Origin of the sequence: Streptomyces sp. NBC_00341 (genome assembly GCF_041435055.1) — a bacterium.
In the GTDB taxonomy this organism is placed as follows: Bacteria; Actinomycetota; Actinomycetes; order Streptomycetales; family Streptomycetaceae; genus Streptomyces.
Map to the genome: position 1 here is coordinate 5,132,078 of NZ_CP108002.1, position 24,285 is coordinate 5,156,362.

Annotated in this window: 20 protein-coding genes; 16 read left to right on the forward strand and 4 right to left on the reverse strand. The window is 72.3% G+C overall.

What is annotated here, in order from left to right:
- Positions 1-49 precede the first annotated feature (49 nt).
- The 3 genes from OG892_RS23130 (at position 50) to OG892_RS23140 (ending at position 4,447) form a co-directional block, all read left to right on the forward strand.
- Positions 50-673 (forward strand): TetR/AcrR family transcriptional regulator, encoded by a 624-nt coding sequence (locus OG892_RS23130; protein WP_073732863.1) that lies wholly within the window; start codon positions 50-52, stop codon positions 671-673.
- Positions 674-902: 229 nt separating this feature from the next.
- Positions 903-3,803 carry an FAD-binding and (Fe-S)-binding domain-containing protein gene (locus OG892_RS23135; protein WP_371630174.1) on the forward strand — a complete coding sequence of 967 codons (2,901 nt, stop codon included), beginning with the start codon at positions 903-905 and terminating at the stop codon, positions 3,801-3,803.
- An 86-nt stretch (positions 3,804-3,889) separates the two neighbouring features.
- Positions 3,890-4,447, forward strand: coding sequence for an SUKH-4 family immunity protein (locus tag OG892_RS23140; protein WP_371630175.1), 558 nt, complete (start codon positions 3,890-3,892; stop codon positions 4,445-4,447).
- A gap of 104 nt (positions 4,448-4,551) precedes the next feature.
- Here OG892_RS23140 and OG892_RS23145 read toward each other — a convergent pair whose 3' ends face one another.
- The gene (locus OG892_RS23145; RefSeq protein ID WP_328865898.1) at positions 4,552-5,454 is read right to left on the reverse strand and encodes a LysR family transcriptional regulator; all 903 of its coding nucleotides are present in this window, start codon (positions 5,452-5,454) and stop codon (positions 4,552-4,554) included.
- A 163-nt stretch (positions 5,455-5,617) separates the two neighbouring features.
- Here OG892_RS23145 and OG892_RS23150 point away from each other — a divergent pair, with 163 nt between their 5' ends.
- Positions 5,618-6,613 carry a DMT family transporter gene (locus OG892_RS23150; RefSeq protein ID WP_371630176.1) on the forward strand — a complete coding sequence of 332 codons (996 nt, stop codon included), beginning with the start codon at positions 5,618-5,620 and terminating at the stop codon, positions 6,611-6,613.
- Between the two features lie 202 nt (positions 6,614-6,815).
- Positions 6,816-7,775: an alpha/beta fold hydrolase gene (locus OG892_RS23155; protein ID WP_371630177.1), complete on the forward strand. Its 960-nt coding sequence runs from the start codon at positions 6,816-6,818 to the stop codon at positions 7,773-7,775.
- A gap of 74 nt (positions 7,776-7,849) precedes the next feature.
- Here OG892_RS23155 and OG892_RS23160 read toward each other — a convergent pair whose 3' ends face one another.
- Positions 7,850-8,392, reverse strand: coding sequence for a hypothetical protein (locus tag OG892_RS23160; protein ID WP_371630178.1), 543 nt, complete (start codon positions 8,390-8,392; stop codon positions 7,850-7,852).
- A gap of 181 nt (positions 8,393-8,573) precedes the next feature.
- Here OG892_RS23160 and OG892_RS23165 point away from each other — a divergent pair, with 181 nt between their 5' ends.
- The 10 genes from OG892_RS23165 (at position 8,574) to OG892_RS23210 (ending at position 20,129) form a co-directional block, all read left to right on the forward strand.
- On the forward strand, positions 8,574-9,401 hold the full coding sequence (locus tag OG892_RS23165; protein WP_371630179.1) for a TIGR03084 family metal-binding protein: 828 nt from the start codon (positions 8,574-8,576) through the stop codon (positions 9,399-9,401).
- Positions 9,398-11,104, forward strand: a complete 1,707-nt coding sequence (locus OG892_RS23170) for an acyclic terpene utilization AtuA family protein (protein WP_371630180.1) — start codon at positions 9,398-9,400, stop codon at positions 11,102-11,104. The genes OG892_RS23165 and OG892_RS23170 overlap by 4 nt, the downstream gene beginning before the upstream one ends.
- The gene (locus tag OG892_RS23175; RefSeq protein ID WP_073732854.1) at positions 11,101-12,699 is read left to right on the forward strand and encodes an acyl-CoA carboxylase subunit beta; all 1,599 of its coding nucleotides are present in this window, start codon (positions 11,101-11,103) and stop codon (positions 12,697-12,699) included. The genes OG892_RS23170 and OG892_RS23175 overlap by 4 nt, the downstream gene beginning before the upstream one ends.
- Positions 12,700-12,710: 11 nt before the next feature.
- Positions 12,711-14,675 (forward strand): biotin carboxylase N-terminal domain-containing protein, encoded by a 1,965-nt coding sequence (locus OG892_RS23180; RefSeq protein WP_371630181.1) that lies wholly within the window; start codon positions 12,711-12,713, stop codon positions 14,673-14,675.
- Positions 14,672-15,832 carry an acyl-CoA dehydrogenase family protein gene (locus OG892_RS23185; protein WP_073732852.1) on the forward strand — a complete coding sequence of 387 codons (1,161 nt, stop codon included), beginning with the start codon at positions 14,672-14,674 and terminating at the stop codon, positions 15,830-15,832. The genes OG892_RS23180 and OG892_RS23185 overlap by 4 nt, the downstream gene beginning before the upstream one ends.
- Positions 15,833-16,002: 170 nt before the next feature.
- Positions 16,003-17,628: a 4-coumarate--CoA ligase family protein gene (locus OG892_RS23190; RefSeq protein ID WP_371630182.1), complete on the forward strand. Its 1,626-nt coding sequence runs from the start codon at positions 16,003-16,005 to the stop codon at positions 17,626-17,628.
- The gene (locus OG892_RS23195; RefSeq protein ID WP_371630183.1) at positions 17,625-18,362 is read left to right on the forward strand and encodes an enoyl-CoA hydratase family protein; all 738 of its coding nucleotides are present in this window, start codon (positions 17,625-17,627) and stop codon (positions 18,360-18,362) included. The genes OG892_RS23190 and OG892_RS23195 overlap by 4 nt, the downstream gene beginning before the upstream one ends.
- Positions 18,350-18,943, forward strand: a complete 594-nt coding sequence (locus OG892_RS23200; protein WP_073732849.1) for a TetR/AcrR family transcriptional regulator — start codon at positions 18,350-18,352, stop codon at positions 18,941-18,943. The genes OG892_RS23195 and OG892_RS23200 overlap by 13 nt, the downstream gene beginning before the upstream one ends.
- A 129-nt stretch (positions 18,944-19,072) precedes the next feature.
- On the forward strand, positions 19,073-19,429 hold the full coding sequence (locus OG892_RS23205) for a DoxX family protein (protein WP_073732848.1): 357 nt from the start codon (positions 19,073-19,075) through the stop codon (positions 19,427-19,429).
- A 157-nt stretch (positions 19,430-19,586) separates the two neighbouring features.
- A complete protein-coding gene (locus OG892_RS23210) occupies positions 19,587-20,129 on the forward strand; it encodes a GNAT family N-acetyltransferase (RefSeq protein ID WP_073732847.1) in 543 nt (180 codons plus the stop codon).
- 21 nt (positions 20,130-20,150) lie between these two features.
- Here the strand turns inward: OG892_RS23210 and OG892_RS23215 are convergent, their stop codons facing one another.
- Complete coding sequence (locus tag OG892_RS23215) at positions 20,151-21,554, reverse strand: sporulation protein (RefSeq protein WP_371630184.1); 1,404 nt, start codon at positions 21,552-21,554, stop codon at positions 20,151-20,153.
- 334 nt (positions 21,555-21,888) lie between these two features.
- Between OG892_RS23215 and OG892_RS23220 the strand changes: the two genes are divergently transcribed.
- Positions 21,889-23,214, forward strand: coding sequence for a UDP-glucose/GDP-mannose dehydrogenase family protein (locus OG892_RS23220; protein WP_371631671.1), 1,326 nt, complete (start codon positions 21,889-21,891; stop codon positions 23,212-23,214).
- A gap of 29 nt (positions 23,215-23,243) precedes the next feature.
- On the opposite strand, the gene OG892_RS23225 is transcribed toward OG892_RS23220, so the two are convergent.
- Positions 23,244-24,125, reverse strand: a complete 882-nt coding sequence (locus tag OG892_RS23225) for a DUF1963 domain-containing protein (protein ID WP_371630185.1) — start codon at positions 24,123-24,125, stop codon at positions 23,244-23,246.
- Between the last annotated feature and the right edge of the window lie 160 nt (positions 24,126-24,285).

Here is a 24,285-nt window from a genome sequence, read left to right on the forward strand (position 1 = left end):
ACCGTGAGAGGTGGTGAACCGCACGATCGACCGGAGTGACGGAGTAGTCATGGCATCGACCCTCAGCAGGCCGAGCAGAGTGGCGAAGCTGCCGCCTCGTGAGCGCATTCTCGACGCGGCCGAGGAGCTCTTCCAGAGGGAAGGGATCCGGCAGGTGGGGGTCCAGGCGATCGCCGACAAGGCCGAGACCACCAAAATGGCGATCTACCGGCACTTCGAGACCAAGGACGCCCTGGTCGCGGAGTGGCTGCGGATCGTCGCCGCGGACTACCAGGCGGCCTTCGACCGCGTGGAAACCGAATACCCCGACCGGCCCGAGGAGCAGATTCTGGGCCTGGCCCGCTTCATCGCCGAGGGGCTGCCGGCGATCTCCTACAGGGGTTGCCCGTTCATCAACTCCCTCGCCGAGCTGCCCGACCGCCTTCATCCGGCACGGCAGGTGATCGAGGACCACAAGGCCCACCAGGCCCGCAGGCTGATCGGCATGTGCACCCAAGCCCAGATGCCCGACCCCGGACAGGCCGCGGCCGAGATCACCTTCGTACTCGAAGGGGCGCAGGTCAGCACACAGAACGGAAGCATCGATCGGACGGGAGACCGCCTGATGAAGATCGTCGAGGGAATCGTGGACCGGCACCGCTCCCACCTCGGCGCATACGGGGCGGCTGACTGACCGCCCGCGCCCCCCGCCACAGCGGCCGGATGGGCCTCCAGAGCCTTCGGCTTCCCGTCGACCCGCTGACCGGCATCGTGTGCGCCCCGCACTCGCAGCTGCGCCGCCCTGGATCACTGCCAATCACTCGGACGCCCCGGGCTCAGGCCAGGGGCGCCCTCCCGACATATTCGGCGGAAACGCGAGCAGGCGGGCGCGCACCGCCCCTGACCGGCGGCATCCTGGCCGGATGGCACCTCGTGAGGCAACAACCGGCCCCGACCGCACCGGCCCCGACGGCACCGCCCCCGACCGCACCGCACTCGCCGGAGCACTGCGCTCAGCGGTGCGCGGCGAGGTCGCGTTCGACGCCACCGCACGGGCCCTGACGACGATGGACGCGTCCAACTACCGCCGGGTGCCGCTCGGTGTCGTCGCCCCGCGCGACGCCGACGACATCGCCGCCGCGCTCGCCGTCTGCCGCGCGCACGGGGTGCCCGTCGTGCCGCGTGGCGGTGGCACGTCCATCGCCGGGCAGGCCACCGGCACCGGGGTCGTCCTCGACCTCACCCGTCACCTGCGCTCGGTCGTCGAGCTGGACCCCGGCTCCCGTACGGCGGTGGTTCAGCCGGGCGTCGTCCTGGACGAGCTGCGGGCCGCAGCCGCCCCGCACGGGCTCACCTTCGGACCGGACCCCTCCACACACAGCCGCTGCACCATCGGCGGGATGATCGGCAACAACTCCTGCGGCGCGCACTCGGTCGCCTGGGGCACCACGGCCGACAACGTCCACGCGCTGACCGTCGCCCGCTACGGCGGCGACACCCTGCGCCTGGAACGCGGCGGGCCCGGACCCGCCGGGGTCCCGGAGCTGGTCGCCGCGCACCTCGCCCTGCTGCGCACCGGATTCCCCGAACTCCCGCGCCGCATCTCCGGATACGCGCTGGACGCCCTGCTGCCCGAGCGCGGACCGGACCCCGCCCGCGCGTTCTGCGGCAGTGAGGGCACGCTCGGCGTGGTGACGGAGGCGACGGTGCGGCTCGTCGAGGCTCCGGCGGCCCGCGCGCTCGCCGTACTCGGGTACGCCGACGAGTCCGCCGCCGCGGAGGCCGCGCCCGGCCTCCTCCCGTACCACCCGCTCACCGTCGAGGGCATGGCCGCCGACCTCGTACGCGAACCGGCCGGGCTGCCGCGCGGCGCCGCCTGGCTCTTCGTCGAGACGGGCGGCGCCACCGCGGCAGAGGCGCGGGCGCACGCGGAGCGGATCGCGCGGGCGGCGTCCCCGGACGCCGTGGACACCGCCGTCGTCACGGACCCGGCCGGGCAGCGGGCGCTGTGGCGGATCAGGGAGGACGCGTCAGGCACCGCGACCAGGATCTGGGGGTCCCCCCTGGACGGAGTCCTTGGGGGCGGCAGCGAGGCCTGGCCCGGCTGGGAGGACTGCGCTGTGCCGCCCGCCCGGCTCGGCCCCTACCTGCGCGACTTCCGCGCCCTGCTCGCCGAACACGGCCTGCGCGGCACCCCGTACGGGCACTTCGGCGACGGCTGCATCCACGTGCGGATCGACTTCGACCTGCTGAGCGCCGACGGCGTGGCCCGCTTCCGCCGCTTCTCGGAGGAGCAGGCCGCACTCGTCGTCGCACACGGCGGATCGCTCTCCGGCGAACACGGCGACGGACAGGCCCGCGCCGAACTCCTGCCGAAGATGTACGGGGACGAACTGGTCGGCCTCTTCGCCCGGTTCAAGGACCTCTGGGACCCGGACGGCGGCATGAACCCGGGCATCCTCGCCCGCCCGGCCCGCCTCGACGAGAACCTCCGCTTCGACGTACTACCGCGCGGACCGGTCGACGTCGCCTTCGGCTACCCGCACGACGGCGGCGACTTCTCGGCAGCGGTGCGCAGGTGCGTCGGAGTCGCCAAGTGCCGTACGAAGGAGGCCTCCGGCCCGGCCGTCATGTGCCCGTCCTTCCGCGCGACCGGCGAGGAGGCCCACTCGACCCGGGGCCGGGCCCGGCTGCTGCACGAGATGCTGGCCGGCCCGGCGGGCGGGGTGATCACGGACGGCTGGCGCTCGACGGAGGTACGGGACGCGCTCGACCTGTGCCTGTCCTGCAAGGGCTGTCGCAGCGACTGCCCGGTGGGCGTGGACATGGCCACGTACAAGGCGGAGTTCCTGCACCACCACTACCGGCACCGGCTGCGCCCCGCCTCCCACTACGCGCTGGGACGGCTTCCGCAGTGGCTGCGCCTGGCGGCCCCGTTCGCGGGCGTGCTGAACGCCCTGGCCCGGGTGCGGCCGCTCGCCGCGCTCGCCAAGCGGCTGGCGGGCATCGCACCGGAGCGCTCCATCCCGGTGCTGGCGCGGGAGACGTACACGCGGTGGCTGAACCGGCGCTGGGGCAAAGGGACGTTCCTCTTCTCCAACGACGAGGTGGCCACCGTCTGGCCCGACACCTTCACCGAGTACCTCTCGCCAGAGGTGGGCCGGGCGGCGGTGAAGGTCGTGGAGGCTGCGACGGGCCGCCGGGTGCTGTCACCGGGCCCCGGCGTTTGCTGCGGCCTCACCTACGTCTCCACGGGCCAGCTGGACCGGGCCCGCAAGGTGATGCGCCGCACCCTGGACCGGTTCACCGGCACCCATGACTCCCCGGTGATCGTCCTGGAACCGAGCTGCGCGGCCACCCTGCGCACGGACCTCCCGGAGCTGCTCCCGGACGACCCGCGCGCCGCCGAACTCGCCGCCTCCGTGCACACCCTGGCCGAGTACCTGGAGGAGTACGCCCCCGACTGGCAGCCCCCGCACCTGGACCGCCCGGTCACCGGCCAGACCCACTGCCACCAGCACGCGGTCCTGGGCGACGCCCCGGACCGCCGGCTCCGCGAACGGGCTGGCCTCACCGGCGAACTGACCGGCGGCTGCTGCGGACTGGCCGGCAACTTCGGCTTCGAACGCGGCCACTGGGACGTGTCCGTGGCGTGCGCACAGGACGCGCTGCTCCCGGCGGTGCGGGAGGCGGGCCCCGGCGCGGAGATCCTGGCGGACGGTTTCTCCTGCCGCACGCAGCTGGCCCAGCTGGGCGGCGTCCGGGCGCGGCACCTGGCGGAGGTACTGGCGGAGGGGCTGGCGGAGAGGGGGCCGGTGGCCTGATCGTGGCGAGGCAATCGGACTTGGCAGCGGTCGCCGGCCCACTCACCGGTCGGGATAGCACATGGGTATAGGGTTAGGATATATGGATGGAATACCCGATCACACGTGAGAGTCTATTCCATCTCTACGGTGCAAACGGTGTAATTTTTTTCCCTGAATTTTCCAGAAATCATCTGAATACCGAAACATCCTCCTTCCTCGGTTCCGTCGGACTGCCAAACGACCACGTCTTCGACTCCGGGATCACGCTGCACGCCCTGGAGCGCTCCCCGTATGAGCTGGGACCTCTCTTCGAGATTGACGGGCGGCGCTGTCCGGAAGAATCGGAGGACTGGCAGGTTCTGGGATATCTCCCCGCAGCGCTCGTCGCAGTCGATCCCATTTCAGGGAAGGTCTACGTATTCCAGGAAGGTGCCGACGAGTATCAACTCATGCATCGCGACATCGTGTCGCTGGTGTACTGCCTGGCTGAATTCCGAAAACTTGACGACGCGTACAAGGCGGCCTATCCCGATTCACCGGACGTCGAGGATCTCGTCGAGTCCTTTCGGCAGGCCGTGAACGCGATCGATCCCGCTCCTCTCGATGACCCGGAGGGCGAGTGGAACCGCATGCTTGACGAGGTGCTCGAAGAGATGTGGTGACCACCTGTGCATGCGCATGGGCGGTTCCTGTTGATGGCGCCCGGAGAACCTCCCGTCCTGCATGAGGAAGGCGACGACGTGGTGGGCCACACCCCTGGCTTCATTCACTCCGAGACGTCCCGCCCCACGATCTCCCGGGCCAGCGCCGCGAGATCGCCCAGTGCCGGATGGCCCGGCGCGTCCCGGCGGGCGAGCAGTACCGGCACGGTCGGCGCGTCGGTGAGCGGGCGGTAGGCGACACCGGCGTGCGGGTGCATCGCGGCGGTCGAGGCGGTGGAGACCCCCGCGCCCCGGCCCGCCGCGATGGCGGTCAGCCAGTCGTCGGTGTTGGCGACGGTGAGGGTGGCGGCGGGGCGCGCGGACGGTGGCCACAGGCCGGGGGTGGTGGTGCCGGAGACGGTGTTGAGGACGACGGTTCCGGTCGCCAGGTCCGCGAGCCGGAGCGCGGGGCGGGCGGCCAGTGGACCGTCGGCCGCCACGGCGGCGACCCGTTCCTCCTCGAAGAGGACCTCGGTGAGGAGGCCGGGCGCCTCGACCGGCCCGCGCAGCACCGCGGCATCGACCTCGCCACGGGTCAGCCCGGCCGTGCGGTCGTCGATCCGCAGGAGTTCGAGCGGGGTCTGCGGATAGCGCTCCTGCCAGTCGCGGAGCAGCGGTGTGGTGTACCGGCCGAACGCGGACCAGGCGTGCCCGAGCCGCAGCGGCCACCTGCGCAGCCCCTCCGGGTCGAGCGCCTCGTCGAACGCGGCCACGGCGGCGGCGGCCTTGTCGCGGAAGGCGACGCCCTCGGGGGTGAGGGCCAGGTGGTGGGTGGAGCGGTCGACGAGCCGGATGCCGAGGTGGCGCTCCAGGGCGGCGAGGGTGCGTGAGACGGCGGGCTGGGTGAGCCGGAGCCGGGCGGCGGCCCGGGTCACGCTCGACTCGTCGGCCACGGCGAGGAACGCGCGCAGATGACGGACCTCGACACCACGTCCGGCGCTCCGGCCCGCGCCTTGTCCTGTACTCATGCGCCGGGAGCATAACGGGAGCCCAGTCGGCATTTCACGCGCCACGCGGAGGTGCCTACGGTAAGGGGATGGGCTGCACGAGGTGAGTGCAGTATCTTCAATTGAGTAGTGCAGCATATTGCACTTGTCTCGCATGCCGTGAACTAGGGAAGTCAGGCCACAGGTGAACGACCAGGGCACCGCCGCAGAATCGGCCGCCGCCGTCGCCGTACCGGAGGCGGTCACCGCCCTCGGTGAGCCGGGCGGTCCGGCCCCCGCCGGAGGGCGCAGAGCCGCGCTCGCCCCGGTCGCGCTGGTGGTCGCGGGCGGCCTCTCCGTGCAGTTCGGCGCGGCGGTCGCGGTCCTGCTGATGCCGAAGGCCGGCGCCCTCGGAGTCGTCACGCTGCGCCTCGCCGCCGCCGCGCTCGTCCTGCTCGTCGTGTGCCGCCCCAAGCTGCGCGGCCACTCGCGCGCCGACTGGGGCACGGTGCTCGCCTTCGGCGTCGCGATGGGCGCCATGAACACGCTCTTCTATCAGGCCGCCGACCGCATCCCGCTCGGCGCGGCCGTCACGCTGGAGGTGCTGGGCCCGCTCGCCCTCTCGGTGTTCGCCTCGCGCCGCCTGGTCAACGTGGTCTGGGCGGGCCTCGCCCTGGGCGGGGTCCTGCTGCTCAGCGGCGGCGGCTTCGACCGGCTCGATCCGGTGGGCGCCGCGTACGCGCTCGGCGCGGGTGCGATGTGGGCGGCGTACATCATCTTCAGCGCCCGCACCGGCCGCCGCTTCCCACAGGCCGACGGACTGGCCATGGCCATGGTGGTGGCCGCCCTGCTGTCGCTCCCGCTCGGCATCATGGAGTCCGGCTCGAAGCTCCTGGTGCCCAGCACGCTCGGACTGGGCGCGGCCGTCGCGGTGCTCAGCTCCGTCCTCCCGTACACCCTCGAACTCATGGCGCTGCGCAGACTGCCCGCCCCCACCTTCGCGATCCTGATGAGCCTGGAACCCGCCATCGCGGCCACGGCCGGTTTCCTCATCCTCGACCAGGCGCTCTCCACCACGGACGCCCTGGCCATCGCCCTGGTCATCGGGGCGAGCATGGGCGCGGTACGCAGCCAGGTCAGGGGTCTGCGCAAGACCGACGGTCTGCGCAAGGCCAGCCGTCCGCGCAAGGCCGGCGGCTGACCCACCCTCGTCGGCGCCGCCGGTCGTCTCCGCGACATCCGGACGGTGCCTCCCGTGATCGTCCCCGGGGGATAACCCCCGCCCGCTCACTGGCTTCAGTGCCACCGCCGACAGGCGTGCCAGGCGGATTCTTCGGCCGGCTGCAGTTCCGAATGATGGGACCTACAAGCAGCCCGCACCTCAAGTCCCCGAAGGATCAGCCATGTCGCGCACTTCCCCGAACCGGTCCACGTACCGCGCTCTTTCGGCTCTCGCCCTGCTGACCCTGACCGCCGGGGCCGTCACGGCCTGCGGCGGGAACGACCGGGCCCCCGAGCACTCCGCCTCGCACCCGGCGAAGCCCGCGGCCTCGCACCAGGCCAAGGCGTCCGCCTCGCCCGCAGCCGACCGGGCGGGCGCATCGAAGCTGCGCATGATCACCAACGACGGTCACCGCGTGGCCTTCCACGTCACGCAGGGCAACGGCCGCACGATCGTCCTGGACTCGGGCGGCGGCGAGGACTCCTCCTACTGGAACGACCTCGTCCCCAAGCTCCACGCGGACACGGGCGCCACCGTCATCACGTACGACCGGCCCGGTCTCGGCAAGAGCGAGGTCGTGCCCGGCCCGTGGAAGGTGGAGAGCGCGGTCAGCGACCTCAAGGCGGGGCTCGATCAGCTGGGTGTCAACCGGAACGTGACCCTGGTGTCCCACTCCCAGGCCGGGGAGATCGCGAACTACTTCGCCAAGGAGAATCCGAGGATGCTCTCCGGCGCCGTCCTGGTCGACGCCAATCTGCCCCCGCTCTTCACGGACGAGGAGATCGCCCGTCTCGTGGCGGCGAGCCAGCCGCAGGTCGACGCCGCGAAGAAGGACCCCGACGAGCCGCGGAACCGTCAGCTCCTCGCCACCGCCGAGAACTACGTCCCGGCGCACCGGGCCTACCACAAGGTGGCCTGGCCGGACTCCGTACCGGCCACGGTCATCGTCTCGGAGAAGACCCCGCTCGAAGCGTCCCCCGTGGACGCCCAGCGCTGGCGCGACGCCGCGACCCTGTTCGCCAAGAGCGGGCCCGACCGGACGCTCGTCACCGCCAAGGGCAGTTCCCACGACGTCCCCAAGGACCGTCCCGACCTCGTGCTCAAGGAGATCGAGGGCATGGTCGCCACACCGGCCGGCTGAACAGCGGCTTCGACGGACGGCGGCCAAGGCCTCGCGCACGGCGGCCCGGTCGTCGGCGACGGCCACCCTCACGGTCAGGCCGTACGGTCGAGAGCGGGCGCGGGCCGCGTCGCCGTACCGGCGGCACCGGTCCGGTCGACCATCCGGCTCCGGACGAAGATCGTGGCGAGCCGCGTGATGACCTCGGTGAGCGCCATCAGGACGAAGGCGGCGACCCAGGCCTGATCCGTGGTGATGTGGTGGGCGATGCTGAACCGTGCCACGTTGTCGGCGCCGCCGTGCGAGACCCAGATCTGGAAGCCCATGCGGGCGCCCATGCCGAGCACCCACAGGACCGCGGAGACCACGCCGGCCTTGATCAGCAGGTGTTCGCCCACGGCCCGGACCCGGGTGTAGACGCCGCCCGCGATGCCGAGGGCCGCGCCGACGGCCATCAGCGCGCCGATCAGCACCAGGTCGTTGCCCGCGGTGGGCACGCTGTCGAGGTAGGAGTGCGCCACGAAGGCCACGATCCCCAGCGGGATCAGGAAGGTCTTGAGGTCCAGTCGGCCTTCCCGCAGCTGCCGGAAGACGACCAGGACGAGGGCGATGTCGGTGATCCAGTCGGTGGTTGTCATGCCCTCAAGACTGCTGTCGCGCGGTCTCTCGCACCTGGACCCATGGGTGGAACGACAGGTGGAGATCGGCGGCCGGAACGGGCGATGACCTGATCCGAAAAAACAATGCAAGCACGCTTGATTGTTTTCTGTTCCGCTGGCAGGCTCCGGGACACACCGCCACGCCCCGAGGGAGCGCACCGTGTCCGACACCTCAGCCGTGCTCGACGATCTGCGCAGCGAGAGCGAGGAACTCGACCTGCTGGTAGCCGGGTTGAGCGCCCCGCAGTGGGCGGGCGCGACGCCCGCCGCAGGGTGGACCGTCGCCCACCAGGTGGCCCACCTGAGCTGGACCGACGAGGTGGCGCTGCTCTCCGTCACCGAACCGGAGCGGTTCGGGGAGGAGGTCGCGAGGGCGATGCGGGACCCGGAGGGCTTCGTCGACGAGGCCGCCGACGAGGTCGTGGCCGCGTACGCGCCGCCTGCCCTGCTGACCCACTGGCGCGACGGGCGGCAGCGGCTCCAGGAGGCCCTGCGGGCGGCCCCGGCCGGGACCCGGATTCCCTGGTACGGGCCGCCCATGAGCGTCGCCTCGATGGCGACCGCGCGCCTCATGGAGACCTGGGCGCACGGCCAGGACGTGGCCGACGCGGTCGGCGTCACCCGCACCCCCACCGCCCGGCTGCGGCACGTGGCGCGGATCGGGACGCGTGCCCGCGACTACGCGTTCCTCGTCCGGGGGATGAAGGCGCCCACGGAGGAGTTCCGGGTGGAACTGAAGGGACCTGACGGCGAGTTGATCGCGTACGGGCCCGAGGGCGCCGCCCAGCGGGTCACCGGGCCGCTGCACGACTTCTGCCTGCTCGTCACCCAGCGCGCCCACCGCGACGACCTCGCCGTACGGGCCGAGGGGCCCGACGCCGACACCTGGCTGGGCATCGCGCAGGCCTTCGCCGGGCCCGCCGGTCCGGGGCGCGCCCCGAAGGACGGTTCCGCCGGTCCGGGGCGCGCACCCCGGGCGGACCGATGACCGAGCCGCTGCGGATCGGCAACGCCTCCGGGTTCTACGGCGACCGCTTCGACGCCGTGCGCGAGATGCTCACCGGCGGCCCCCTCGACGTCCTGACCGGCGACTACCTGGCAGAGCTGACCATGCTCATCCTCGGCCGCAGCCGCCTCAAGGACCCCTCGCGCGGCTACGCCACCACCTTCCTGCGCCAGCTGGAGGAGGGCCTCGGGCTCGCCCACCAGCGCGGGGTGAAGATCGTCGCCAACGCGGGCGGCCTCAACCCGGCCGGACTGGCGGACGCCGTACGCGAGTTGGCCGACAAGGTGGGCGTTCCGGTGCGCGTCGCCCACGTCGAGGGCGACAGCCTTCCGGTGCCCGACGGGTACCTCACCGCCAACGCCTACCTCGGCGGCGCGGGCATCGCCGCCTGTCTGCGGGCCGGTGCCGACGTCGTCGTCACCGGGCGGGTCACCGACGCGGCCCTCGTCACCGGGCCCGCCGCCGCCCACTTCGGCTGGGGGCCAGAGGACCACGACGCGCTCGCCGGAGCCGTCGTCGCCGGGCACGTGCTGGAGTGCGGTACGCAGGCGACCGGCGGGAACTACTCCTTCTTCCGCGACCACGACATCCGCCGCCCCGGCTTCCCCGTCGCGGAGATCCACGCGGACGGCACCTCCGTCATCACCAAGCACGACGGCACCGGCGGCGTCGTCGACCTCGGGACCGTCACCGCCCAACTCCTCTACGAGACCGGCGGCCCCCGGTACGCGGGACCCGACGTCACCGCCCGGCTCGACACCGTACGGCTGGCCCCCGACGGCCCCGACCGGGTCAGGATCTCCGGGGTGCGGGGGGAGGCCCCGCCGCCCACCCTCAAGGCCGGGCTCACCCGGCTGGGCGGCTGGCGCAACGAGGTCGTCTTCGTCCTCACCGGTCTCGACATCGAGGCCAAGGAGCGCCTGCTGAGGGACCAGATCGCGGACGCGTTCGACCGCGCCGGACACCGGCCGGCCGAGGTGCGGTGGGAGTCGGCCCGCACGGACCGGGCCGACGCCGCGACCGAGGAGACCGCGAGCGCCCTGCTCCGGCTCGTCGTCCGCGACCAGGACCCGGACGCCGTCGGGCGGGCCCTGTCCGGCGCCGCGATCGAGCTGGCCCTCGGCAGCTACCCCGGCTTCCACGTCACCGCCCCGCCCGGAAAGGGCGCGCCCTACGGGGTGTTCGAGGCCCGGTACGTACCGGCCGGGGACGTCACGCACCTCGCCGTGCTGCCGGACGGGCGGCGCGAGACGCAGGAACCGCCCGCCCGGACGCGCCCTCTCGCGGACGCCGAACAGCCGCCGCTGCCGGCCCCGTTGGACGCGGGACCCACCCGCAGCGCCCCCCTCGGGCTCGTCGCGGGCGCCCGCAGCGGCGACAAGGGCGGGGACGCGAACGTAGGGGTGTGGGTACGGAGCGACGAGGCGTGGCAATGGCTGGCCCACGCACTCACCGTCGAGCGCTTCCGCGAACTCCTTCCGGAGACCGCCCCGCTCACCGTCGTACGCCATGTCCTGCCGAACCTGCGCGCCCTGAACTTCACCGTCCACGGGCTGCTCGGTGAGGGCGTCGCCGCCCAGCACCGCTTCGACCCGCAGGCCAAGGCGCTGGGGGAGTGGCTCCGCTCCCGCCACCTGGAGATACCCGCAGCATTGCTGGACAGCGCACCGGAGGTGCACGCATGACCGTCCTGCCCACCGGGCTCGACACCGCGAGCCCCGAATACGCCGCGAACCGGGCGGCGATGCTCGACAAGCTCACCGACCTCGACGCCGCGCACGCCAAGGCGCTGGAGGGCGGCGGCGAGAAGTACGTCGAGCGGCACCGCTCGCGCGGCAAGCTGCTGGCCCGCGAGCGCATCGAACTGCTGGTGGACCGGGACACCCCGTTCCTGGAGCTGTCGCCGCTGGCCGCCTGGGGCAGCGATTACGCGGTCGGCGCCTCGCTCGTCACCGGGATCGGCGTGGTCGAGGGCGTCGAGTGCCTGATCACCGCCAACGACCCGACCGTCCGCGGCGGCGCCTCCAACCCCTGGACGCTGAAGAAGGCCCTGCGTGCCAACGAGATCGCCTTCGCCAACCGGCTGCCCACCATCAGCCTGGTGGAGTCGGGCGGGGCCGACCTCCCCTCCCAGAAGGAGATCTTCATCCCCGGCGGCGCGCTCTTCCGCGACCTCACCCGCCTCTCCGCCGCCGGTATCCCGACCGTGGCGGTCGTCTTCGGGAACTCCACGGCGGGCGGGGCGTACGTACCCGGCATGTCCGACCACACCGTGATGATCAAGGAGCGGTCCAAGGTCTTCCTCGGCGGCCCGCCGCTGGTGAAGATGGCGACCGGCGAGGAGAGCGACGACGAATCGCTCGGCGGCGCCGAGATGCACGCCCGCACCTCCGGCCTCGCCGACCACTTCGCCGCCGACGAGCAGGACGCGCTGCGCCAGGCCCGCCGGATCGTCGCCCGCCTCAACTGGCGCAAGGCACACCCCGATCCGGGTCCAGCGGAGCCGCCCAAGTACGACCAGGACGAGCTGATCGGCATCGTCCCCGGCGACCTGAAGGTGCCCTTCGACCCGCGCGAGGTCATCGCCCGGCTGGTCGACGGCTCGGACTTCGACGCGTTCAAGCCGCTCTACGGGACCAGCCTGGTCACCGGCTGGGCCCGGCTGCACGGCTACCCCGTCGGCATCCTGGCCAACGCGCAGGGCGTGCTGTTCAGCGAGGAGTCGCAGAAGGCGGCGCAGTTCATCCAGCTCGCCAACCAGCGCGACATCCCGCTCCTCTTCCTGCACAACACCACCGGCTACATGGTCGGCAAGGAGTACGAGCAGGGCGGCATCATCAAGCACGGCGCGATGATGATCAACGCGGTGTCCAACTCCAAGGTCCCGCACCTGTCCGTCCTGATGGGCGCCTCCTACGGCGCCGGGCACTACGGCATGTGCGGCCGGGCCTACGACCCGCGCTTCCTGTTCGCCTGGCCCGGCAGCAAGTCCGCCGTCATGGGCCCGCAGCAGCTGGCCGGGGTGCTCTCCATCGTCGCCCGCGCTTCGGCAGCCGCGAAGGGGCGCCCTTACGACGACGAGGCGGACGCCGGACTGCGCGCCATGGTCGAGCAGCAGATCGAGTCCGAGTCCCTGCCGATGTTCCTGTCCGGGCGGCTGTACGACGACGGGGTCATCGACCCGCGCGACACCAGGACCGTCCTCGGGATGTGCCTCTCCGCCATCCACACCGCACCGGTCGAGGGCGCCCGCGGCGGCTTCGGCATCTTCCGGATGTGAGAGGAACCGACATGATCAGCACCCTCCTTGTCGCCAACCGGGGCGAGATCGCCTGCCGGATCTTCCGCACCTGCCGTGCGCTCGGCATCGCCACCGTCGCCGTGTACTCCGACGCGGACGCCGGCGCGCTGCACGTGCGGGAGGCCGACACCGCCGTACGGCTGCCGGGGGCCGCCCCCGCCGATACGTATCTGCGCGGCGATCTCGTCGTGGCCGCCGCCCTCGCGGCGGGCGCGGACGCCGTCCACCCCGGGTACGGCTTCCTCTCCGAGAACGCCGGGTTCGCCGCCGCCGTGCGGGACGCGGGGCTGACCTGGGTCGGCCCGCCGGTCAGGGCCATCGAGCTGATGGCGTCCAAGACCCGCGCCAAGGAGCTGATGGCCGCCGCCGGGGTGCCGCTCCTGACCCCCGTCGACCCGGCGGCGGCCCGCGCCGAGGACCTGCCGCTGCTGCTCAAGGCGGCCTCCGGCGGCGGCGGCCGGGGCATGCGGATCGTGCGCGAACTGGTCGACCTGGAAGGCGAGCTGACCGCCGCCGCGGCGGAGGCGCTGTCCGCCTTCGGGGACGGGGAGGTCTTCGCGGAGCCGTACGTGGAGCGCGGCCGGCACGTCGAGGTCCAGATCATGGCCGACGAGCACGACGGCGTCTGGGCGCTCGGCACCCGCGACTGCTCGCTCCAGCGCCGCCACCAGAAGGTCATCGAGGAGGCCCCCGCACCCGGTCTGGACGACGGGCTGCGCGACCGGCTGCACGCCGCCGCCGTGGCCGCCGCACGGGCCGTGGACTACCGGGGCGCGGGCACCGTCGAATTCCTGGTCACCGAGGACGGGCGGCCGTACTTCCTGGAGATGAACACCCGCCTCCAGGTCGAACACCCCGTCACCGAGGCGGTGTTCGGCCTGGACCTCGTCGCCCTGCAACTGCGGGTCGCGGAGGGCGAGCCGCTGCCCTCCGCCGAACCCCCGCAGCCCATCGGGCACGCCGTCGAGGCCCGGCTCTATGCGGAGGACCCGGCGCGCGACTGGCAGCCACAGACCGGAGCACTGCTCTCGTTCGAGGTGCCGGACGAGCCCGGTGTGCGCCTGGACACCGGGTACACCAACGGCGACACCATCGGCGTGCACTACGACCCGATGATCGCCAAGGTGATCGCCCACGCCCCCAGCCGCAACAAGGCCGTACGGCTCCTCGCCCGCGCCCTGGAACGCGCCCGCATTCACGGCCCGGTCACCAACCGCGAGCTGCTCGTCCGCTCCCTGCGCCACCCGGACTTCCTGGCGGCCCGCCTGGACACCGGCTTCTACGAACGCCACCTGGCGGCCCTGACACCCGCGCTCGACGAGACGTCCGTACGGCAGGCCGCGACCGCGGCCGCCGTCGTCGAGGCGGCCCGCAACGCCACGCTCAGGACCGCAGGTGGGTTCATGCGCTTCGGCGCGTGGCGCAACCTCCCCTCGCAGCCCCAGCTCCGGCGCTACCGCAGCGAACCGGACGGCCGTGAGTACGAGATCACCTACCGTCCCACCCGCGACGGCCTGGCCGTCGGCACGGAGGGCGTCCGCGTCGTCGAGGGCGGACGCGTCCGCGCCACCCTCGACATCGACGGCGTGACCCGGCACTTCGGCGTCCGCGTCGAGGACGACCGGGTGTACGTGGACACCCCGTCCGGCGGGTTCACCTTCACCGCCCTGCCCCGCTTCACCGACCCCGCAGAACGCACCGAACCCGGCTCCCTGCTGGCCCCGATGCCCGGCACCGTCGTCCGTCTCGCCGACGGACTCGCGGCCGGATCCGCCGTCGAGGCCGGGCAGCCGCTGATCTGGCTGGAGGCGATGAAGATGGAGCACCGCATCCTCGCCCCCGCCTCCGGCACCCTCACCGCGCTCCACGCCGCACCCGGCCTCCAGGTGGAGGTCGGCGCACTGCTCGCCGTCGTCACGGAAGACGCATCCGCCCCCGCTGAGGAGACCGCATGAGCACCGTCCTCGAAACCGAAGAGCACCAGGCCCTGCGCGCAGCCGTCGCCGCCCTCGGGAAGCGGTACGGGCGTGACTACATGACGTCCGTCGTCCGCGAAGGGGCCCACCCCCGCGAGCTGTGGACCGAGGCCGCCAAGCTCGGCTACCTCGGGGTGAACCTCCCCGAGGAGTACGGCGGCGGAGGCAGCGGCATGGCCGAACTGTCCATCGTCCTGGAGGAGTTGGGGGCGGCGGGTTCGCCGCTGCTCATGATGGTCGTGTCGCCCGCCATCTGCGGCACCGTCATCGCCCGCTTCGGCACCGACGCGCAGAAACGCCAGTGGCTGCCGGGCCTCGCGGACGGCAGCCTCACCATGGCCTTCGGCATCACCGAGCCGGACGCCGGTTCCAACTCGCACCGGATCACCACCACCGCCCGCCGCGACGGCGAGGAGTGGGTGCTCACCGGCCGCAAGGTCTTCGTCTCCGGTGTCGACATAGCCGACGCCACGCTCATCGTCGGCCGCACAGAGGACGCCAGGTCCGGCAGGCTCAAGCCCTGCCTCTTCATCGTCCCGCGCGAGGCCCCCGGCTTCCAGCGCTCGCAGATCGACATGGAACTCCAGGCCCCGGAGAAGCAGTTCGAACTCGTCCTGGACGACGTACGGCTGCCCGCCGACGCACTGGTGGGGGACGAGGACGCGGGTCTCCTCCAGCTCTTCGCCGGACTCAACCCGGAACGCATCATGACCGCCGCCTTCGGCATCGGAATGGGCCGCTACGCGCTGGGCCGGGCCGTCGAGTACGCGAAGACCCGCCAGGTGTGGAAGGAGCCCATCGGCGCCCACCAGGCCATCGCGCACCCCCTCGCCCAGGCCCACATCGAACTGGAACTGGCCCGGCTGATGATGCAGAAGGCCGCCCGGCTCTACGACGACGGGGACGACGCCGGGGCGGGCGAGGCCGCGAACATGGCGAAGTACGCGGCGGGCGAGGCCTGCGTCAAGGCGGTCGACCAGGCCGTGCACACCCTCGGCGGCAACGGACTCACCCGCGAGTACGGCCTCGGCTCCCTGATCACCGCGTCCCGGGTGGCCCGGATCGCGCCCGTCAGCCGGGAAATGATCCTGAACTACGTATCCCATCAGTCCCTGGGTCTCCCCAAGTCGTACTGACAGCCGCCATTCTGTCCCTCCACGCCGTACGGGACCCAACCCACCTCCTCCCCAGGGGGCGGGCGGTCCCGGCCCCGGCGCCGCACGACACCTCGCCACGCGTCGTACGGGGCGACCCGGTCACCGAACTCCGTGGCCGCCCCGCCATCCGCATCGAAGGGACTCCCGTCATGGCGCACGTGTTCCGGAGCGACTACCCCGACGTCCAGCCACTCGACACGGCCATCCACGACGCGGTGCTGGGCCAGGCCGCCGCGGAGTTCGGCGACCGGGTCGCCCTGATCGACGGCACGGACGACAGCCGCCGGCTCACTTACCGGCAGCTCGACTCCTTCCACCGGAAGATCGCCGCGGGGCTGGCCGACGCCGGACTCGTCAAGGGCGACGTACTCGCCCTGCACAGCCCCAACACCATCGCCTACCCGGCCGTCTTCTTCGGCGCCACCCGGGCCGGGGCCACCGTCACCACCGCCCACCCGCTCGCCACGGCCGAGGAATTCGCGGGGCAGCTCCGCGACTCCTCCGCACGCTGGATCGTCACCGTCTCCCCGCTCCTGAACACCGCCCGCCGCGCGGCCGAACTCGTCGGCGGCATCGAGGAGATCTTCGTCTGCGACCATGCCGAAGGGCACACCTCCGTCCTCGACATGCTCACCACCACCGCCCCCGAACCGATGGTCACCATCGACCCGGCCGAGGACATCGCCGCGCTGCCGTACTCCTCCGGCACCACCGGCGTCCCCAAGGGCGTCATGCTCACCCACCGCTCCATGGCCACCAACCTGGAACAGCTGCGCCCCTTCGTCCCCATGGGTACCGACGCCCGCATCCTGGCCGTGCTCCCCTTCTTCCACATCTACGGGCTCACCGCCCTGATGAACGCACCGCTGCGGACCGGCGCCACCGTCGTCGTCCTGCCGCGCTTCGACCTCCCCCAGTTCCTGACCGCGATCGAGAAACACCGCATCACCGGCCTCTACGTGGCCCCGCCGATCGTGCTGGCCCTCGCGAAGCACCCGGTCGTCGACCGCTACGACCTGTCCTCCATCGAGTACATCGTCAGCTCCGCCGCCCCGCTGGACGCCGAACTCGCCGCCGCCTGCTCGCGCAGACTCGGCCTGCCGCCCCTGCGCCAGGCGTACGGGATGACGGAGCTGTCGCCCGGCACCCACGTCGTCCCGCTGGCCGCCGAGAACCCGCCGCCCGGGGCCGTCGGCACCCTGCTGCCCAACACCGAGATGCGCATCGTCTCCCTCGACGCCCCCGGCGAGGACGCCGGAACGGGCACCGACGGCGAGATCCTGATCCGCGGCCCGCAGGTGATGAAGGGCTATCTCGGCCGCCCCGACGCCACCGCCGCGATGATCGACGCCGACGGCTGGCTGCACACCGGGGACATCGGGCGGGTGGACGAGGACGGCTGGCTGTTCGTCGTCGACCGGGTCAAGGAACTCATCAAGTACAAGGGCTACCAGGTCGCCCCCGCCGAACTCGAAGCGCTGCTGCTCGGCCACGCCTCCATAGCCGACGCCGCCGTCATCGGCGTGTACGACGCCGACGGCAACGAGATCCCCAAGGCCTTCCTGGTCCGCAGGCCAACCGTCGCCCCCGTCGACCTCACGGCGGACGACGTCATGGCGTACGTCACCGAGCGCGTCGCCCCGTACAAGAAGATCCGGCAGGTCGAGTTCATCGACGCCGTACCGCGCGCCGTGTCCGGCAAGATCCTGCGCCGCGAACTGCGCGACCGCGAGAAGAGCCGTACCGCCCCCGACACCCCGGAGAAGACCCCATGACGCTGGCCGCCCCCACGCACGAGCGCGGCATCACCACCCTCACCCTGGACTCACCGGCCAACCGCAACGCGCTCTCCGCGCGGCTGGTCGGCGAGCTCTCGGCCGCGCTCGCCGCGTGCGCGGCCGACGACACCGTACGAGCCGTCGTCCTCACCCACACCGGCAACACCTTCTGCGCGGGCGCCGACCTGACCGCCCCCGCGGACCCGGCGGCCTTCGTCGCGCTGCTGCGGCAGATCGTCGCGCTGCCCAAACCGGTGGTGGGCCGGGTCACCGGTCACGTCCGGGCGGGCGGGCTGGGGCTGCTCGGCGCCTGCGACATCTCGGCGGCCGGACCTGCCGCCTCCTTCGCGCTCACCGAGTCCCGTCTCGGCCTCGCCCCCGCCGTCATCTCGATGCCCCTGCTGCCCCGCGTCGACCCGCGCGCCGCCACCCGCTACTACCTCACCGGCGAACGCTTCGACGCTGCGGAGGCCGCCCGGATCTCCCTCGTCACGCTGGCCGCCGCCGACGACGTGGACGAGGCGCTGGCCCCTGTGCTCGACGGGCTGCGCCGGGCCTCCCCGCAGGGGCTGCGGGCATCGAAGGAGCTGGTCACGGCTAGTGTGCTGGAGAGTTTCGACCAGCACGCGGAAGACCTCATCGCCCGCTCCGCGGCACTCTTCGCCTCCGAGGAGGCCCGCGAGGGGATGACGGCCTTCCTCGAACGACGGGATCCCGCATGGGTGTGGTGACGCAGGGCAGGAGTCCGGGCCCCAAGCAGGACCGCAGCCGGGCCACCCGCATGCGGCTCCTGGAAGCCGCGGTCTCCTGCCTGGCCGAACACGGCTGGGCGGGCTCCACCGTCTCCGTCGTCGCGGAACGCGCCGGGGTCTCGCGCGGCGCCGCCCAGCACCACTTCCCCACCCGCGAGGACCTGTTCACCGCAGCCGTCGAGTACGTCGCGGAGGAACGCTCCGCCGCCCTGCGCGCCCTGCCCGACCAGGACCGCGCGGCGGTCGTCGCCGCCCTCGTCGACCTCTACACGGGGCCGCTCTTCCGCGCCGCCCTCCAGCTCTGGGTCGCCGCCTCCAACGAGGAGCAGCTCCGCCCCCGCGTCACCGAGCTGGAGGCCCGCGTCGGCCGCGAGACCCACCGCATCGCCGTCGGCCTCCTGCACGCCGACGAGAACCGCCCCGGCGTACGCGAAACGGTCCAGGGCCTCCTGGACATGGCACGCGGTCTGGGCCTGGCCAACGTCCTCACCGACGACACGGCCCGCCGCCGCCGCGTGGTGGCGCAGTGGGCGGCGATGATCGAGGACGCGCTGGGCTGACGCCGACCGGGGTGCGCACCGCCCGTCCGACGCGGATGTCACAACTGGGCCCACCCGTTTCGTCGTTCAGGGAAACGGCCTCCCGCAGGGGAGCCGGGCCATGTGACTACCCCTTGAATCGGAGCACTCGTGTCCGCTGCATACCTCACCCTCACCATCCTCGGCGTGGTCTTCAACGGCGCCGCCGCCGTCACCTATCTGATCGGCCACGACTACCCCAAGACCCAGGCGGACATGAAGGGCATCGACCGCAAGTGGGTGCCGGTGCTGGGGTCGCTGCTCGCGGCGGGCACGGTGGGGCTGGCGGCCGGACTCGTCGTCCCGGTCCTGGGCACCCTCGCCGCCATCGGCCTCATCCTCTATTTCATCGGCGCGATCTTCGCCCACCTGCGGGTGGGCTCCCGCAACATCGTGGGCGGGATCGTGTTCCTCGCCACGGCGGTGGCCGTCCTGGTGCTGGGGATGCTCGATCACGGCGCCTGGTAGGGACGGCCGGGTTGCTCGATCACGGCGCCTGGTAGGGACGGCCGGGTTGCTCGATCACGGCGCCTGGTAGGGACGGCCGGGTTGCTCGATCACGGCGACTGGCAGCGACGGCCCGGATATCCTGCTCGGTCCCGACAGGCCAGGGAGGCCCCGCACCATGACCAGCAACACGTCACCCTTCCCCGCCCGGATCGAGCTGACGGGGGAGGGCCTCGTCCTGCGCGACTGGACGGAGGCCGACCTGGCCGCGATGCCGGATCTGTTCGACCACGCCGACATCGCGCACTGGACCCCGATCGTCTCGCCCTTCGACGAGAAGGCCTCCCGGGCCCGCCTGGACAAGGCCCGGCAGCTGCGGGAGGAGGGCTCGACCATCCTGCTCGCGATCACCGTGGACGGCGGCGCCCCGCTCGGCGAGGTGATGCTGCGACGCGCCCCGGAGGGCACGGAGTTGGGGTACGCCGTCGGCCCCGCCCACCGCGGCCACGGCCTGGCCGCACGGGCGGTACGGCTGATGGCGGGGTACGCCTTCGAGGAGCTGGGCGCGGACCAGGTGATCCTGGAGCTGGAGGCCGACAACGCCGCCAGCGTCGGGGTCGCCACCCGGGCGGGCTTCAGCCTGCTCGACATCCCCCTGATCGAGGGCGAGGAGAAGGGGCGCCCCTACACCCTCCAGACGTGGGGCCTGGACCGGCCCTGACGGGAGCGGGGCGCCGCCGCCCTACCGCGGCCCGCCGATGGCGAGTTCCGTGCGGGTGCGGTGGATGAAGTCGCGCACGGCCGGCTCGCGGCGCCAGGGGGCCAGCGCGGTGCTGAACTCGCGTACGTAGTCCAGGGCCCGGCTGGACCGGACGCGGGCGAGGATGTCGACGGACCGGTTGCCCAGTTCCAGGCCGAGGCCGAGGTCGCGGGCCTGGAGGTGGGCGGTCCCCACGATGGCCAGGCGCATGCCGACCGAGCGGGTGAAGACGCCCGGCGGCATGGCTGCGGCGCGCTGGTTCCAGGCGAGGGCGGCCTTGGGGTTCTTCAGGTCGCGGAACACCTCGGTGGCATCCGCGGACAGGCGGGCGTGGTGGTAGAAGTCGATCCACGCGGGCTCGTCGCCGCCGGCGTCCTTCGACTGTTCCAGCAGCCCTTCGGAGGCGGCCAGCGCCCGGGAGGCGGCCTTGGGGTCGTTCTCGCGGGCGTGGGCGCGGGCCTCGATCAGCTTGGTGAAGGCCAGCACCCGGGGAACAGCCCGGCCCTTCGCCCGCTCGAAGGCGCCCTGGGCCATGTCGACGGCCTCGCCCGCGAAGCCGCGCAGCAGCGACTGCATGGCCATCGTGGTCAGGACGTAGCAGCCCAGCTGGACGTCACCGCCCGCGCGGGCGAGGCGGAGCGCCTGGATGAAGTGCCGCTGGGCGACGTCGTGTTGCCCGACGTCGAACGCCGTCCACCCGGCCAGCCGGGACAGCTCCGCGGTGACGGAGAACAGCTCGCGGCCGACCCCGTCGGCGAAGGACCCCCGCAGCAGTGGGGCCGCCCGCTCCTGGAGGCAGGTGGTGACCGAGTTCGCCTTCCAGTTCCCGCCGCCGTATCTGGAGTCCCACCGCCGGGCGTCGTCGGCGGCCTCGCGCAGCTCGTCGAGGTCCGCGCGCCCGACCTGCCCGCCGCCCCGGTGGCCGGCGGTCTCGTCGGCGGGAGTGACGAGCCAGCGGGTGACCGGGGCGGCGAACGCGGACACGGCGAAGCCGGATGCGCCCGTGGCGAGGAAGTCGCGGCGGTTCACGGAGCTCCAGAACGAAGTGGCGACGCGGACGGCGTCAGCGGGGTCCCGCGGGAAATCCAACCCCACGTTCGCGTCCGGTGTCCGCGCATCGGCCATACCGATTTCGGCAAGGCCGACGGACCGCCCCAGCCGTTCGCCGATCGCCTGGGCGAGGAGCTCGGGGACCGGCCACTTCGGGGTCATCCCGCGTCGGCACCAGTTCGCGACCGAGGTGTGCGAGTAGCCGGTGGCGGTCCCGGCCTGCCGGGCGAGCTGGTTGATCCGGTGGGCCAGGGACTTGTGGCTCGCACCGCAGCCTTCGATGAGCCGGGCCAGATCCGCGTTGGGCGGACGGCTCCGGCGGACGGTCGATGCCACGACGTCCCCCCTGACCAGTCACTGGAGCGTTGCGCACACGAGGCCTCGGACGGACGGGCTCCGCATCGGCGGAGCACGTTCAGTGGAGTACGCGACGGGGGCGGAGCATTGCGGTCCGTACGCGATTCCCGTGTGTCGGGTCACCGAGGGTATTGCCTCCCGCTCGCGACGAACCGCGCACGCGAGTTGTGAGCCCCCCTGTGAGCCCTCCCCGCGACCACCGCCGGCCGTTGTGATGAGGGTCCGGGCCACGGTCGCCGCCGGAACCGGACAACTCCCTTCCGACGGCGGCCGCCGCCGTACCTGGCCGCCCGGGGGCCCACCTGAAAGGCACCTGCTCGTGAAACTCACCGTCATCGGCTGCGGCTACCTCGGAGCGACTCACGCGGCCTGCATGGCCGAACTCGGGCACGACGTGCTCGGCATGGACACCGACAAGGACAAGGTCCACCTCCTCAACTCCGGCAAGGCCCCGTTCTTCGAACGCGACCTGGACGACCTGCTGGCCAAGCACACCGCCTCGGGCCGCCTGAGGTTCACCGCCTCCTACGCCGAAGCCGCCGCCCACGGCGCACTGCACTTCATCGGCGTCGGCACCCCGCAGCGGGCCGGAGAGAACGCCTACGACCTCACCCACCTCTTCAGCGCCGTCCGCGGGCTCGCCCCGCACCTGCTCAGCCCGGCCGTGGTCGCGGTCAAGTCGACCGTCCCGGTCGGCACGGCACCGCGCGTCGCGGAGATCCTGAAGGAGTCGGCCCCGGCGGGCGAGAAGATCGAGGTCGCCTGGAATCCGGAGTTCCTGCGCGAGTCGTCCGCCGTCGAGGACACCCTCCACCCCGACCGGCTCGTCCTCGGCTTCGACGCCGAACACTCCTGGGCCGAAGCCGTCCTGCGGCAGTGCTTCGGAAGGATCATCGAGGCGGGGACGCCGACGATCGTCACCGACTGGGCCACCGCCGAACTCGCGAAGGCCTCCGCGAACTCCTTCCTCGCCACGAAGATCTCCTTCATCAACGCGATGGCCGAGGTCTGCGAGACAGCGGGCGCCGACGTCCACCAGCTGGCGGACATCCTCGGCCACGATGTCCGCATCGGCCGCCGCGGCATGCGACCCGGTCTCGGCTTCGGCGGCGGCTGCCTCCCCAAGGACATCCGCGGCTTCATGGCCCGCGCCGGTGAGCTCGGGGCCGACCAGGCCCTGACGTTCCTGCGCGAGGTCGACGCGATCAACAACCGGCGCCGCGAACGCATGGTCGACCTCGCCCGCGAACAACTCGACGGCCACCTCGTTGGCAAGCGGATCACCGTCTGGGGCGCCGCCTTCAAGCCGAACACCGACGACATCCGCGACTCACCCGCGCTCGCCGTCGCCCACAGGCTCCAGGAACTCGGCGCCACCGTCACCGTCAGCGACCCCAAGGCCCTCGACAGCGCCCGCAAATCCCACCCGCAGCTCGACTACATCGACGACCCGATCGCCGCGGTCCAGGACGCGGACCTGCTGCTGCACCTGACGGAATGGGCACAGTTCGGCCACGTGGACCCCCACCACCTCGCCACCCGCGCCGCGAGCCCGAAGGTCATCGACGGCCGAGGCACCCTGGATGCCGCCGCCTGGCGCGAAGCGGGCTGGACCGTCCGCGCCCTCGGGCGGCCCTGAGAACTCCCAACAGAATGATCTCCGCCCGGTCAGGACAGGTCCGGGGTGGGGACGGCCTGGCCGAAGTCGCCGACGTGCAGCGCCGCGGTGGACATCGCCCAGTGCAGAGTGCCGCCGTCACCGCCCATGTGCCACTGGTCGTTGCCGGTCAGTTGGAGCAGGTGGTGGAAGTCGTTCGGGTCGGCACCGGCAGGCAGGTTCGGCCCGTTGCCCGTAGTGCCCTGATGCCGGCCGAAGGCGAGGTCCACCCGGTCACCGGGGCCGGGCGGACCGGTCACGCCGGGCGGCCGGTCGGACCAGCGGGGGAATATCTCCTCCAGGAAGACGAAGCTGCCGCCGCAGGTCTTCTCATCGAGCTCCGGCCCGAGGTCCACGGTCCCCCAGACGGGATCGAAGGCGTGGGGGAGGAGCAGCCCGTAGGTCGCCGCCCATGGGATCGGCTCGAACACGCCGGCGCGGACGGGCGGGTCCACCTCGACGGCGTGTGCGGACCGAGCCGCGAGCACACAGCCCAACGCCCGCTCGGCGCCGAAGCCGTACTTCTCGTACGGTCCCCAGGCGTCGGGGTGGGTCTGTTCGGTCTGGGTGTCGAGGTAGAAGAAGTTGAGCAGGCCGGTCCCCGGCGGGAAGAGACTGTCGAGCCAGGGGGCGAGCGGATCGGTATCCAGGACGGCGTGCAGGCTCATCGGGAAGCCCTCGCAGGTCGGCCAGCGCATGCCGGGCTCAAGCAACGCCCTGCCGCCGAAACGGCTGTTCCCCGCCGCCTCGCCGGGCCCGGCCGGGGTCAGGGCGAAGCCCGGCCGGGCGAGCTCGACGATCCGTGCGGTGACCTCCGCGTCGACTTGCTCGGCACAGAAGTCCCGCAATGCGCAGAGCATTGCCCGCGGGCCCAACGGGTCAGGCGTATCCATGCGGAAAAGTAGAGCACCGGCCTCTGACGAGGAGGTGGTCTTGATCGTCTACTAAGTGGACCCTAGGCTCCTGTGCCCATGGGGACGGGGATGGGGTTGGGGGAACCGGACCGCGGGCGGCGGGCATTGCGCGACGGGCCGGGCAGGCGTCGTACGGCCT